Annotated in this window: 14 protein-coding genes; 6 read left to right on the forward strand and 8 right to left on the reverse strand. The window is 46.3% G+C overall.

Annotation, left to right across the window (positions count from 1 at the left end; genetic code table 11):
* Positions 1-246 precede the first annotated feature (246 nt).
* The 4 genes from ACAN54_RS24490 (at position 247) to ACAN54_RS24505 (ending at position 3,178) form a co-directional block, all read left to right on the forward strand.
* Positions 247-1,113, forward strand: a complete 867-nt coding sequence (locus ACAN54_RS24490; RefSeq protein ID WP_379161629.1) for a GNAT family N-acetyltransferase — start codon at positions 247-249, stop codon at positions 1,111-1,113.
* Positions 1,114-1,156: 43 nt separating this feature from the next.
* A complete protein-coding gene (locus tag ACAN54_RS24495) occupies positions 1,157-1,807 on the forward strand; it encodes a lysozyme inhibitor LprI family protein (RefSeq protein WP_379161631.1) in 651 nt (216 codons plus the stop codon).
* Between the two features lie 195 nt (positions 1,808-2,002).
* The gene (gene arr / locus ACAN54_RS24500; protein ID WP_379162522.1) at positions 2,003-2,404 is read left to right on the forward strand and encodes an NAD(+)--rifampin ADP-ribosyltransferase; all 402 of its coding nucleotides are present in this window, start codon (positions 2,003-2,005) and stop codon (positions 2,402-2,404) included.
* Between the two features lie 96 nt (positions 2,405-2,500).
* A complete protein-coding gene (locus ACAN54_RS24505) occupies positions 2,501-3,178 on the forward strand; it encodes a hypothetical protein (RefSeq protein WP_379161633.1) in 678 nt (225 codons plus the stop codon).
* 66 nt (positions 3,179-3,244) lie between these two features.
* Here ACAN54_RS24505 and ACAN54_RS24510 read toward each other — a convergent pair whose 3' ends face one another.
* The 8 genes from ACAN54_RS24510 to ACAN54_RS24545 all read right to left on the reverse strand — a co-directional run bounded on the left by ACAN54_RS24510 (position 3,245) and on the right by ACAN54_RS24545 (position 9,981).
* Positions 3,245-3,460, reverse strand: coding sequence for a helix-turn-helix domain-containing protein (locus ACAN54_RS24510; RefSeq protein ID WP_379161635.1), 216 nt, complete (start codon positions 3,458-3,460; stop codon positions 3,245-3,247).
* Between the two features lie 10 nt (positions 3,461-3,470).
* Positions 3,471-3,953 carry a DUF2975 domain-containing protein gene (locus tag ACAN54_RS24515; protein ID WP_379161637.1) on the reverse strand — a complete coding sequence of 161 codons (483 nt, stop codon included), beginning with the start codon at positions 3,951-3,953 and terminating at the stop codon, positions 3,471-3,473.
* A gap of 103 nt (positions 3,954-4,056) precedes the next feature.
* Entirely contained in the window at positions 4,057-5,013 is a 957-nt protein-coding gene (locus tag ACAN54_RS24520) for a WD40 repeat domain-containing protein (RefSeq protein ID WP_379161639.1), read from the reverse strand.
* Positions 5,014-5,091: 78 nt separating this feature from the next.
* The gene (locus tag ACAN54_RS24525; protein WP_379161641.1) at positions 5,092-5,775 is read right to left on the reverse strand and encodes a DUF4386 domain-containing protein; all 684 of its coding nucleotides are present in this window, start codon (positions 5,773-5,775) and stop codon (positions 5,092-5,094) included.
* 20 nt (positions 5,776-5,795) lie between these two features.
* The gene (locus ACAN54_RS24530) at positions 5,796-6,020 is read right to left on the reverse strand and encodes a helix-turn-helix transcriptional regulator (protein ID WP_379161643.1); all 225 of its coding nucleotides are present in this window, start codon (positions 6,018-6,020) and stop codon (positions 5,796-5,798) included.
* 1 nt (position 6,021) lies between these two features.
* Positions 6,022-6,465 carry a hypothetical protein gene (locus tag ACAN54_RS24535; RefSeq protein WP_379161645.1) on the reverse strand — a complete coding sequence of 148 codons (444 nt, stop codon included), beginning with the start codon at positions 6,463-6,465 and terminating at the stop codon, positions 6,022-6,024.
* A 169-nt stretch (positions 6,466-6,634) separates the two neighbouring features.
* Positions 6,635-8,245, reverse strand: a complete 1,611-nt coding sequence (locus tag ACAN54_RS24540; protein ID WP_379161647.1) for a response regulator transcription factor — start codon at positions 8,243-8,245, stop codon at positions 6,635-6,637.
* Positions 8,246-8,259: 14 nt separating this feature from the next.
* Positions 8,260-9,981, reverse strand: coding sequence for a sensor histidine kinase (locus ACAN54_RS24545; protein WP_379161649.1), 1,722 nt, complete (start codon positions 9,979-9,981; stop codon positions 8,260-8,262).
* 316 nt (positions 9,982-10,297) lie between these two features.
* Between ACAN54_RS24545 and ACAN54_RS24550 the strand changes: the two genes are divergently transcribed.
* Positions 10,298-11,902, forward strand: coding sequence for an extracellular solute-binding protein (locus ACAN54_RS24550; RefSeq protein ID WP_379161651.1), 1,605 nt, complete (start codon positions 10,298-10,300; stop codon positions 11,900-11,902).
* Between the two features lie 46 nt (positions 11,903-11,948).
* Entirely contained in the window at positions 11,949-12,977 is a 1,029-nt protein-coding gene (locus ACAN54_RS24555; RefSeq protein ID WP_379161653.1) for a LacI family DNA-binding transcriptional regulator, read from the forward strand.
* Positions 12,978-13,097 lie beyond the last annotated feature (120 nt).

Below are 13,097 nucleotides of genomic sequence, written 5' to 3' on the forward strand. Positions count from 1 at the left end.
AAAAACATTAGAGGAAGTAACTCGAAAGAGTTATCAAGAATGGTTAGAAAACTGGAAGATAAAATATAGTAATTTACTGACTAACTGGAAACGTTAGTTCAAACACGATAGGGCAACCGGTAGTCAACGCGATCGGCTGGCTTTATTCAGCTTCATTAATCAATTAATTGCAGTTCAACCGTAAGTAAGAACGATTAGTTCGAACAATCCGGAAAAACGTTGAGCAGAGGAAAGGGTGACATTGTAATGCAATTCAAGTTGTATACGGATGTGCATGAGTTTTACATAGATACCTATGATGTGCTGATGCGTCATGAAGCACAAAATTTGATTCCTCTTGGCAATATCATCATTGGGCATGAAGGAAAAGACAAAACAGACTGGCGTGACCCTGAAAATTGGCTTATGGCAACTATTTCGGATGCTAAGGGCGTACAACTTACCGCCATCATGACACCGCCACACAATATTACGCTTTATGCAACAGACAACATAATTATCCCAGAAGCTATAAACTGTCTGATAGATGGGTTGAAAGACCGTGAAATTCCAGGTGTGACAACCGAAAAAACCCTGGCAGAGTATTTTGCCAAAGAATATACCTTGCGCAAGGGAATAACTTTTAATACAACCATGAGCCAACGTATATATGAACTTACGGCAGTAAACCCAGACATTCAAAAGGTTGGCAACATTCGATTGCTAGATGAAAAGGATATTCACTTTTTCCCATACTGGGCTGAAGCATTTTATGCAGCGGGGAGTTATGGCGCAACAGAAATGTCTATCCCGCAAGATGCAGACCCTTACCTCTATCGGATAGCATCGAAAAAAATCTATATTTTAGAGGACAACGGGATACCCGTTTCTATGGCAGGATATACAAGGGTAATGCAGACGGCGATTGGCGTGGCATTTGTATATACCCCTCCATATGAGCGCAGGAAGGGTTACGCTACTTCAATTGTGGCACAAATCAGCCAACTTGCATTGGATAAAGGATTCACTAAGTGCGTCTTATATACGGACTTAGCAAATCCCACATCTAATAGTATCTATCAAAAGATAGGCTATCAGCCAATTTGTGATTCACTCCAGTTAAAATTTGAATAAGTATTCAACAAACTATTAAAGATCATATTTAAGGAGATAATTTATGAAAGGTAAGATACTCTTATTATTTTTTATAACGATAGTGTTTTCAGCTTGCCAAAATATTAGTCAGTCGACTACCTCGAACAGCGAAGCTAAATCGATAATGAATTCTGAACTGCCTCCTGATGTAGTGAGTACAGGTAATGGAACAGAATCGAAAGAAATAACTGAAGGTCAATCAGATACTAATAATAATGAAGTGTTATCCATGAGCATTGGGAACTATGATTTGACTGGGGAATTTTATGATGAAATGCTTCGAAATCCTATAGATCATGATTATGAGGTGGAATTTAATGAATTTCAAAATGCCAAAGATTTTTCAACAATTGAATGGAGGACGTTGGTAAACAAATATTCAGAGGTTTGGGATAAAGAATTGAATCAAATATATAAAAGTCTTCTTTCTAAATTGGATAGAGAACCCAAAAAAGCACTAATTGAATCGCAGAAAGAATGGTTACAGTATCACTTAAGGGAAACAGAATTTGTAGAGAAGACATTTATTAACAATAGTTACCTTGGATCACAAGGATTAGTAAGCCTAGACACGGTTATAATGGAGAGAATTAAGGAAAGAACAATGCAATTATTTGAATATCGATATTTGCTAGATGGTGAAGTTGAGTTTTTATATCAAAGCAAAAAATAGAGTTGAAATCGTGATCAAAGGTTTTTAGGTGATGCTTTGAAGACAGTAACGGCGTATAACCCCATATTCACGCATCAGGGGGGTCTGCTCCTCGGTTCGCTAACGGGACACGCATTAGAATCGGTCGCTATTCAACTAAAAGGCGGATTTCATGATAAGATAGTTTATTTTACTGAATTTGGGGGTGGTGGCGAGATGGCTGGAATTCTTGATAAAGGTCCTTTTTATCATGGGACACGAGCAGATTTGCAGATTGGAGACTTACTCACAGCTGGCTTTCGCTCAAATTACAATCCCGATGTTGTGATGAATCACATTTATTTTACAGCTTTACGTGATGGGGCTGGTTTAGCTGCTGAGTTGGCAAAAGGCGATGGTGTACCGCGCGTGTATCTCGTTGAGCCGACAGGCGAGTGGGAAAATGATCCAAATGTGACGGACAAGAAATTTCCAGGTAATCCGACGAGATCATATCGCAGCAAAGCCCCACTAAAAATTGTTGGCGAAGTGAAAGATTGGGTTCGACAAACGCCTGAACAACTCGCAGTTTGGCGAGAACGTTTGGCGAAAATAGATAAAGGCGAGATTCTAAATTAGACTAACTTTAAATTAGTGCGCTGAGATTTACTTCGCAGACAACTGGTGGCACTAGGCGCCGAATGGAACTTGGTACTAAAAGGAGGAGCAAGATACATGTGGGAAGAACAGGGAATATTTGCAGGCGAAGGATATAACAGGTCGTACGCAATTGCTACGAGTCTGCCGATTTTGAATATGAGGGGTAGCATATCGCGTGAAAGTAACGGACAATTACCGTTTCCATGGGTGCCAACTGGCATCAAGATTGATAAAGAAGTGATGTTGGATACCGTTATGAAGCAAAAGTCACTCGAGTATTTATTCAATATGCAATTCAGTAAGGAGGAAATGTCCGACCGCAAATTGGTTGTAGGCTGTTATGAATACAGGAATCCGAATGACAAGGAACAAATAACGCTATATGCGCTAGTTTCGCTCAAGGAATTTCTTGCGAGATACGGTGATGAACGGGCATTGGAGATTCAGATGCGAGTTGGCTGCGCATACGAGAAGATTATGGAGGAATGCGATGAAGCCATTGAAGAACACTATGCAGTGTTGCGCCGGGCACTTCATTTGAAGAATCTGAGGGACAAATACGACATCGTATATGAGTGGGTTGAAGAAGAAGGGCAAAAGAGGTACATAAACAGATATACCAAGTCGGGGTATAAGAAGATTGAAGCTAAATCATTCGAAGAGTTGAACCAACTCTACGGTGAGCAGCGGAAGAAGGATGCAAAGAAGACGTTCTCGACTCTGGAGCCGTTAGAAGCATTCATGCGAGCATAAGAAATCCGCCCCTTTACGGGGCGAATGCTTCCGTTAACTCAATAATAGGAACTGCCACCCTTGAGTTTAAATCTCTTCGTCCATTTTGTATTCCAGAATATCGCCAGGCTGACATTCCAAAGCCTTGCAAATCGCCTCTAAAGTGGAGAATCGGACCGCTTTTGCTTTTCCATTTTTCAATATAGAAAGGTTAGCCATCGTAATACCAACCCTCTCCGAAAGTTCAGTTACGCTCATTTTCCGTTTAGCCAGCATCACATCAACATTGATTATAATCGCCATGGATTTCACCTCAGACTGTTAAGTCATTTTCTGATTTTATTTCAATGGCTTCTTTTAATAGCTTTTGGAGAACGGCAGCAAATACGGCAATCACCATGGAGGCGAAAATGATAATCAACCCGATGACTATAATCCCTGGGGCATCATCCATATCCGCCATAAGATAGAAAAGCGGTAAGCCAGCAACATACAAGACACTGATTGTGAATGCAGAGTATTTGATTTTTTTTAGAACCTGTACAGATAGTTCAGAGAAAGCCTTGTTCTTGTCAATATAGCCTAAAAGTATAAAAGCTTGATACAGAGCGAAGTAAAAGGGAATTGCCGATGCATACAAATCGATGAGTACAAGATATCTAATAGAAGTCATATCCGGATACAATTCTGCTGCAAACTCCGCGATCTCCGGCACCGCAAAAATGCATAAAGCAAGAACCGGGATTCCAATTAGAATAACAGCCGCCCTTAAAAAGAGAGTGGTTCCTCGCTCCACAACATACACCTCATTTAATTATTGTTACTGTGAATGTAACACATAATTTATCGTTTAACAATATATTTAGATTGTTAATTGATGTATTTTAATTGTTTTCTTTTCAAACGCGGGGAGACCACTGCAAGGAGGTAATCCGGCCGCCGCTGAGGACGTTCACCAGTATTTGCTCCCTGATACCGACAATCCAGAGCTGACTTGTACTTCCTGTACCTGCGCATCCTGATAAATAGGCAATGTGGTTACCGTCCGGCGACCAGCTGACAGGAGTGGCATAACAGTCGGAGGCCGCCAGCGTTCTTTGGTTCTGACCGGTACGATTGTCGATCTGGATGAGAGAATAATAATCCGGCTCTTTATAGTCGGTTGCGCTGTAGGCGATGCTACGGGAGTCAGGGGACCATGCCGGGAAATAGTTTTTGGCGAGCGGTCCGCCTCCCAGTGTATAGAGGGCACCGGTGCTCAAATCCACCGTCGAAATGATGGAGATGCTGGCACCGGGGGATGTATATAATGCGAAGGTTCCGTCCGGGGATATCCTAACGTTATGGAGCGGGCCGTCCGTATTTTGCGTGATTTGTCTGCGACGGGTGTTATCGGTCCGGAGACGGAAGAGCTGAGTAGTGCCGGTGGAATCCGGAGCCGCGAATAGAAGTTCCGAACCCGAAGGGAACCACTGTGCGTCGCTGGCACCCGGCTCCGGGATGGCATAGCTGCTATGGGAGAACGTATCATAGACGACGATTTGGGTGTTTTTGACGTACACGAGGGAGTGGCTGTCTGATGACCAGTCCAGCAGGGTGTAAGGATCGGTTTGGTCGATCCTGGCTACGGAGAGTGTGATTGTATCCAGCAGGTGGACCACATTGTCCCTGCCGATGAAAGCGATCCTCCTGCTGTCTGGAGACCAATAGGGAACGGAAAATTCCGCACCAAGTCCTTTGGTAAGTTGAAAATGAAGACCGTCCTGCGTCCGGTACAGCCAAATATCGAACGTTCCGCCGCGATCCGACGTGTAGGCAATCCATCCTTGAATGGGATGATGAAGAACAGCTTGCACAGACAACATCCTTTCCTGAATCATCTAATACTTCAGATATATTCAGTGGGGGATAGTTAGGCGACAGACCAGAATGGCCTATCGATGCCAGGATATGTTGAAGCCTTTTACAATAAGCCATACGGCAAGGATCATTTCATTGGCGGCTACTGGCAATGACAAGATAGCTCCCCATACCGATAGTTGAGGAAATACTCCGAACATTTCTAACAGCCCTGCACTAAACACCAGTATGGATCCGGTAATGCCTAAGACCGAAATGAACCTGGGGACCAGCTTGGTTTGATAAAAAATGTAGCTGTAAAACAGCGTGTTGATTCCCAGCATGACATTGGGCCCCAGCATAAACGTCCAGTCGTGAATTGCTTTTAATAGTGTGCCTGAAGCTTCCAAAGAGGTTATATCCACAGCGGCAGAAGTCGTAAATTCCCGGCTTAAGGTCAATAAGGACAGCACACTGATGATGCCCACAGTGATGATTACGGCCTCAAGAAACCTGAAGCATAGATGTCCAAGAGCCAGTGTCTCATTGTATTTTCTTAATAGCGGGAACATGGTAATCGAAGTGCCGACAGCGGAGATGACAAGAATTAACTCCATAACCGCCCCCAGTATCACCTGGTTGGCATGTTCAGAACCCTTCACTAAATAATCGGGGCCGTTCAGGATCGGATCGTATAAAAGAAGTCCAGCTATCGATGAAACTGCTGCAAGAATAAATAGAACACCCGTTATTTTCGCTGCTGCTTGGTTGGAATTCATGCTTTCATCTCCTCATTAATTTATTCCTTCGGGCTGTCTCCGTAGAAGAATACCTCTTCCAAAGATAGGTTGAAGGCGATAGCAATCCGGAAGGCCAGTTCCAGAGAGGGCGAATAGTTCCCTTTTTCCAAAGCCACGATGGTCTGTCTCGTTACCCCTACTTTGTCTGCCAGTTGCTGCTGTGTCATCTCATCGTGGTCGAACCGTAATCTGCGGATGTGATTGCCAACCAGATTCTTACCCATCCTAGACTCCCCTCCGATAGTGATAAAGTTTCGTAACGGAGCCGGTTACATCAGAGATGAATCCGCCGGCAATCAGGATCACGAACATCACCTGTATGGGCTGATCGTTGACCAGCGATCCCATTGCAGCAAGAAAACCAAGGACAAATACAAAGAAAGAATTCCGGGTGGCCTTCAAGCTAATGAGTTTATCCAGTTCATCGGCAAAGGACGGTTCCTTTTCTCCCGTAGTGATCCTAAAGGAAATGTTGAAAATAATGCTGATCAGGATATGCACTGCGATTGAAACCAGAGTCAAAGTGATTACGAAGGAACCCCAATAATGAAAGATTTCCGTTGAGCCTGCCCCCTCGGGATATTTTGGATACATGTAAGCACAATAAGATCCGAAAATGAGGATTGCCGTAAACAGGGATACAATGCTCTTCTTTTCTTGATAGGTCATACGCTACACCGCCTATACAATATTTTGTTAACAAGTTAAGTTTGATGTACATAATGTAATACATACCATTCATAGTGTCAAGTTTATTATACATCAAAGGAATTCCCCATGAAAAACACACAAAAAAAAGAAGCTAGGCCTCTCTCAGCAAAGTAATAACCTTTCATTCCTATAATACAGGCTGGCTGTGCTGCTCCTTTTTATACTCATTAGGCGACAGGCCTACCTCTTGCTTGAACAGCTTGGAGAAATAGGAGTAGTTGGTATAGCCCACCTTGCTCGCAATGGTGTAGACTGACAGCCGGGTAGTCTCCAGCAGTTGCTTGGCGGCGGCGATCCGGACCTGGATCACATAACTGCCCAAGGCAACACCGGTTTCTTTCTTGAACAGCCGGGCCAGATAATCCGGATTCAGATAGACAATCTCCGCCAGATCGTTCCGCGTCAGCTCATCCCCGTAATGTGTATGGATATACTGCTTAATCTCTTCAGCGACCGATTTGGGCTGTGCGGTGAGATCCCGGTATTTCATGGCGGTATTCACCAGGTACTCCAGATATTCCTGCATGTCCTCGATGGACGTCAGGGACTGCAGCTGCAGGCGGTCATTCGCCTTGCCGCTGTATAATTTATGTACCTGAATGCCTTTCATTTTGAGAAATGAATATACGAGCTGCACAATATCCAGCCGGAACAGGCTCAGAATGGAGGTGTCGACGGTTCGGTTGACCTGCAGTCCCAGAAGATAACGACCTACTTCCTCCAGAAAAGAGGCCAGCTTGTTCTGATTCAGCAGTTCTTCCAGATGGGCCAGATTCGGTGGTAGATAGACTGCTTTGCTCTGCTTTTGGTACATTTCCATCGTAAAGGTATGATTCCGGGAGCGTGTGATTTCTTCATCCATCTGGAGCAGGTTTTTCAGCACAGTGCCGATCTCCTTCAGCTGACCGTGCAAGCCAATATTGCAGCATACATCGCATTTGAGATAGGGGTTTGTTTTCTGGATAAAAGAGGTACAGATTTCCTCCAGTGTCCCGGTGTCCGGGGCCTCGTTCCATTTCAGGATAGCGATCCAGTGGTAGTCCTTGATCTCCAGAATACTCTCGATCACAAAGCCTGGGTGCTGGAACAGCTCATACAGAATGTTAAGCAGGGCAAAATCAAACAGATCCTTCTCTTCTTTGCCCATGGTGCCATTATAGGGAAATACATTGAATAACAGCGGCTGCAGGGTGTCATCCATCTGATAGGAAAGATTCTGCTCTTTGATCGCATAGACGATGGCTGAGCGCTTGATGGGGGAAGAGGTGCTTACACTCACGATCCTGCGCCAGAAATGCTCCAGATTCTTCGACTGGTTCTTTTGCCAATAGTAGCCTTCCTGAATGGCTTTTTCATTATGCTGCTGCTCGTTGGCCCGCACAACCGCTTTTTGGATGATCAGCATCAGCTTGTCGAATTCAATAGGCTTGAGAAAATATTCGAAGCTTTGCAGCTCGATCGCTTTCTGTGCATAATTGAAGTCGGCATAATTGGTGAGGAGGATGGTTTGAATCGGATAATGATTTTCCCGGATCCAGGCCAGCAGTGAAAGTCCGCTTCCTTGCGGCATTTCAATGTCCGAGATTAGAATCTGCACGGAGAACTTCTCCACAATTTCACGGGCCTGGGCGACATTGCTCGCTGTATACACCGTTTCGATTTTCAGTGCTGCCCAGTCAATTTTCTTCTGCAATGCCGCCACTACATAATAGTCGTCATCTACTAATAATACGTTCATAGGAAATTCTCCATTCATGTTGAAGTATTCGGAAGATCCGGAAGAGTTAAGATGACAGAAGCTCCGCCTCCCTCTATATTGGAGAAGTGGACAACCGCTTTTTTGAAATACAGATATTCCAGCCGTTTAAGTGTATTCATGATGCCGATATGTGTGCCTTTGCTTTGATCCAAGGGCTGGCCCCGCTTAAGCTTATCCAGAATCGAGGGGGCAAAGCCGGGCCCGCTGTCTGAAATCTGAATCACCGTCATCTTCTCCTCCGCCGTTTCGCGCCGGTTGACCGTCAGGCTGATCTGCACCTCAGGGTTACGGGAAATCGCATATTTGATGGAGTTCTCGATGAAGGTCTGCAGCACCAGCGGCGGAATCATCGTATCTTTGGTTGTCTCGTCCTGTCTGATATGATAGCTGAAGGCATCCCGGTACCGGCTTCTCTGGATTTCAAGATATATGTGGACATGCTCGATTTCATCTTCCAGCCGGACAAAATTCTCACCGCTCTGAAAGGTATAACGGAAGTACTTGGACGTCGACATAGCCATATTTTCGATTTCCTCATACATTTGGATCTGGGCCATGCTGTAAATACTGGTCAGACAGTTCAGGAAGAAATGAGGTTTGATCTGCTGCTTCATATAGTCCAGCTGAATGCGCTGTTTCTCCAGCTCCTGCTCATAGATGGCGATTTTGAAGGTTTTGATCTGCTCCACTAAGTCCTTGAACTGTGCGTTAGCCTGCTCCAGCTCGATGATTTTGCTGCTTTTGAAGTCTACAGGCTGGCCTTCTTCATTCAAGTGACCCAGATTCTCCGAAAAATTCTGTATCGGGCCAAGCACTCTTTTATTGAAGAAGAGCATCACGGCGCAGATGGTGGAGGTCACCATGAAGAACAGAAGGAGGATCAGCAGCTGGGCAATCATGATTTTCTCAAATGCTCCGAACTGAATGACCATATGGGCACTGAATGTTGTATTGGAAAATTCGCTGCTGATGGTTGTACGGGACTGCAACAGCCCCGGCCCTTTGGCCTCCTGCGGCACCAGCTTCCCGCTGCCTGATAAGGGACTTGAGATGCGGGTTCCGTTCTCATCCACCAGTGAAGCATACCCGTTCGCCCCCAGATTAAGCTGCCGCAAAGGGTGGATCAGGTTGTCTGCGGGGATTAGTCCGATCAGATAGCGGTTGTAATAGGGAACGATATTGATAATATAGTAGTTTCCGTTGACCAGGATGGGCGACCATCTGGAATAGAAATCGGCGTACACATCCTTGTCCTCGATATAGGAATGAATCTGCTTCTTTAGCTCCAGATAATCCGTATAGTTGATACTCATGGGTGCGCAGTTGAGGAAGAAAGACTGATTCTTCATATAAAAGAAGAAGTTGAATTCCTGCCCGTAATTTTTTTGCAGCTCCGAAAAACGTTTGTAAAGGTCATCGTTCGATTTGATGAACTCGCTGCTGTCCGGATCATAGGCGTTCATCATATTCAGGCTCTCGTCGTTCGCAAGCGTCCAGCCCATATAATGATTAATATAGGAAAAATCGTGATTGATGCGGTCGATGTACAGCTTGGCGGTGTCCTGCAAATACCGGGTGGACTGCTGTTTCACAATGGATATAGAGGCAAGGCTGATAACAAGATCCAGCCCTAGCACCACTAAGGAGACCAGGATCATGATTCTTACATAATGTCGGATGGGATACGGTTTGTTTCGTGATGTATTCTTGGTCATGGCCTCTATGCCGCGTCCTTTCCTGCGCGTTCACTTCGATGAAAGCGTTTGTATAGGCTAACAAAGCCATTATAAAACCTATTGGGGAAAATTACATGCGAAATTCCTGTGAGTCCGCCGCAAAGTCTGGATACTGCCAGCAAAAGTCTGAATAGCGTCATACCTGTGCATAGGAATAGGCGGGATAGCCTTCAAAATAATGTAAGCGGATGCAGAGGTCCGAATAACGCCGCCAAAGGGTCCGGAATGCAAGGATGCCGCGAGCTATCATTAAGCATGTAAAAGGTATACACACAATGAAATGGGGGATTACAGAATGAATACACACAGCAAAAGCAGATTAGCCCAAAAATGGCCGCTCTTGCTTCTGTCGGCTGTAATGGTCTTGGGAATGGCCGGCTGCAGCGGCAACAAGGAGAATGCGAATGCTCCAAGTAAAACAGGTGACTTCAACAAAGAAGGACTGCCGATCGTCAATGAACCGGTAACCCTGAAGGTGCTGACTGTGCGATGGGGAAGCATGGGGGATACCTTCACCCAGAACCAGTGGCTGAAGGATCTGGAGAAGAATTCGAACGTCAAAATTGATTGGCAGGTCATGTCCTCTAATGACTGGGCAGAACAGAAGTCCATTCTGCTGGCAAGCGGTACGCTTCCAGATGTGGTTCTGGGGGACCAGACCTTTTCCGACTCCGATATCGTTAACAACTTAAGCTACTTCCGGCCGCTTGATGAGTATATCGATCAATATATGCCCAATCTGAAGGCGGCAATGGAAGAAACACCGGATATGAAAAAAATCAGCACCTTCCCTGACGGGAAAATCTACTCGCTGCCTACCAGACTGCCGTCACGCCCCAAAAGCTCACGCCAGCCGGTCATCAACAAGGCATGGCTCGACAAGCTGGGTCTGAAGACACCGGAAACACTGGATGAACTGTATACTGTGCTGAAGGCCTTCAAGGAGAAGGACCCGAACGGCAACGGTAAGGCCGATGAAATTCCTTATATCGAAGTCAGCAACGACCTCATCAGCCCGTTCGGCATCACGGATCTCAATAGCAACAACATGCTGGTCAAGGATGATAAAGCGATCTACTACCCTACTTCCGATGAGTACAAAGAAGGCCTTAAATGGGAAAATAAATTATACAGTGAGGGTTTGCTGGACAAAGAGCTATTCACCCAGGACGCCACAATGGTCTCAGCCAAATTCCAGAATCCGGACGCTCCAATCGTCGGCCTCTCGTACCAATGGACGCCAGATGCTGTATTCGGCAAATGGAGCGACCAGTATGAGACCATTCCGCCAGTAGCCGGACCGGACGGCAACCGTTATACCATCGGCAATCCGATCGGGATGAATCTCAACCGTAATGAGCTGCTGATCACTTCATCCTGCAAAAATCCGGAGATCGCCGCCCGCTGGGCTGACCAGTTCTACACCAATGAAGCCAGTATCCAGAATTTCTGGGGAGCGATTGGTACTGTAATCAAGAAGAATGACGATAGTACTTATACGCTGATGGACCCTCCAACAGGAACCAGTGCCGATGCCTGGTATTGGGATCAGTCGCTACGCGATTTCGGTCCGAAATATGTAAGCCCGTCCTTCGAGAAGAATATTGTGCTGAGCCCTAATAGCGGTGACGGACTGAAGCTGCAGCTGGATAAGCTGGGCAGTGAATATGTAACCACACCTTTCCCTAACGTTATGTATACCTCCGAGGAATTCCAGGAGCTGCCTACGTTAACCACGGATATCGACACCTATGTGACCACCATGCGCGCCCAGTTCATAACCAAAGGCGGTATCGATGAAGGCTGGGATGCTTATGTGAAGAAGCTGAACGACATGGGTCTGGAAAAGCTGCTCAAGATCCGCACTGACGCATATGGCCGCTATATGAGTGTGAAATAAACCCTTAAGTGTAAGAGATGCAACGATCCGTGAGGGAGGCTGTCTAATGACGGTTACGATGAAAAAAGTAGCCCGGAGAGCCGGAGTCTCAATCTCTACGGTCTCGCGGGTATTGTCTGGCCATCCGCATGTCAGAGAGGAGCTCTCCCGCAAGGTCAGGCGGACGGTGAAAGAGCTTGGGTATACCCCTAATCTTGTTGCCAAGAGTCTGGTAACCCAATCTACCCGCAGCATCTGTGTTCTGCTTCCGGGTCCGTCTGCCCGAATCTTCTCCAATCTCTATTTCATGGAGTTGATCCGCGGGATTGCCGGCGGGGCCGGCCGCCTGGGCTTCGAAGTGCTCCTCCGCTCTGGAGAGACTGAACAAGAAGAGCTGGAAGCGGTCTCCGGCCTGCTCAAGGGAGGACGTGTCGATGGCGCGGTTCTGCTTGCATCGCGCAATAACGATGCCGTTATCGGCTATATGCAGAATAGCGGCTATCCGTTTGTGTTGATCGGACGGAGTGAACAATATGACAGCATATTGACCGTTGACAACAATCAGCCGGCAGCGGCCTGCGAAGCCACACAGCATCTGATATCTATGGGGCATGAACGCATCGGATTTATTAGCGGCCCTCAAGAAAATGCGGCTATGCAGGATCGGCTGAAAGGCTACCGCAGAGCACTTCGGGCGCATGGGCTGGAATACAGACCGGACTGGATTATTAAGGATGAAGCTTGGGAGGATGGAGGCTACAGTTCCATGCTGTCATTTATGAAGCTTCCAGAACGGCCTACGGCGTTGGTTGCTGCGGACGATATGATATCGTTCGGTGTGATTCGCAGCTTGCAGCAGCTGAAGTATGCGGTGCCGGGCGATCTGGCCATCATCAGCTGCAGCAATGTTCCGCTGTCTGCGCTGCCGGTTCCTTCGATCAGCAGCATTGATACGGGTATCTGCCAGCTTGGCGAGACCGCATCCCGCGTATTGATCCGGAGCATCCGGCAGCCGACGGATGGCAAACCGGTATCCAGGCGCTTCATTGTGGGACACCGGCTTATGGTCAGGGAATCAACTCTGTCCGGCGTTTGATTGAAGTCAATTAGACTGAACATGGAAGCTCCAGCGTTCTTTTAACATCCTATACGGGAGCGTAAGTTGAAACCTGGTTTCCTTGCTTTTCAGGTCATGCTATTAGGTAACGCTATTTCG

It is taken from the genome of Paenibacillus diazotrophicus, from assembly GCF_042610465.1.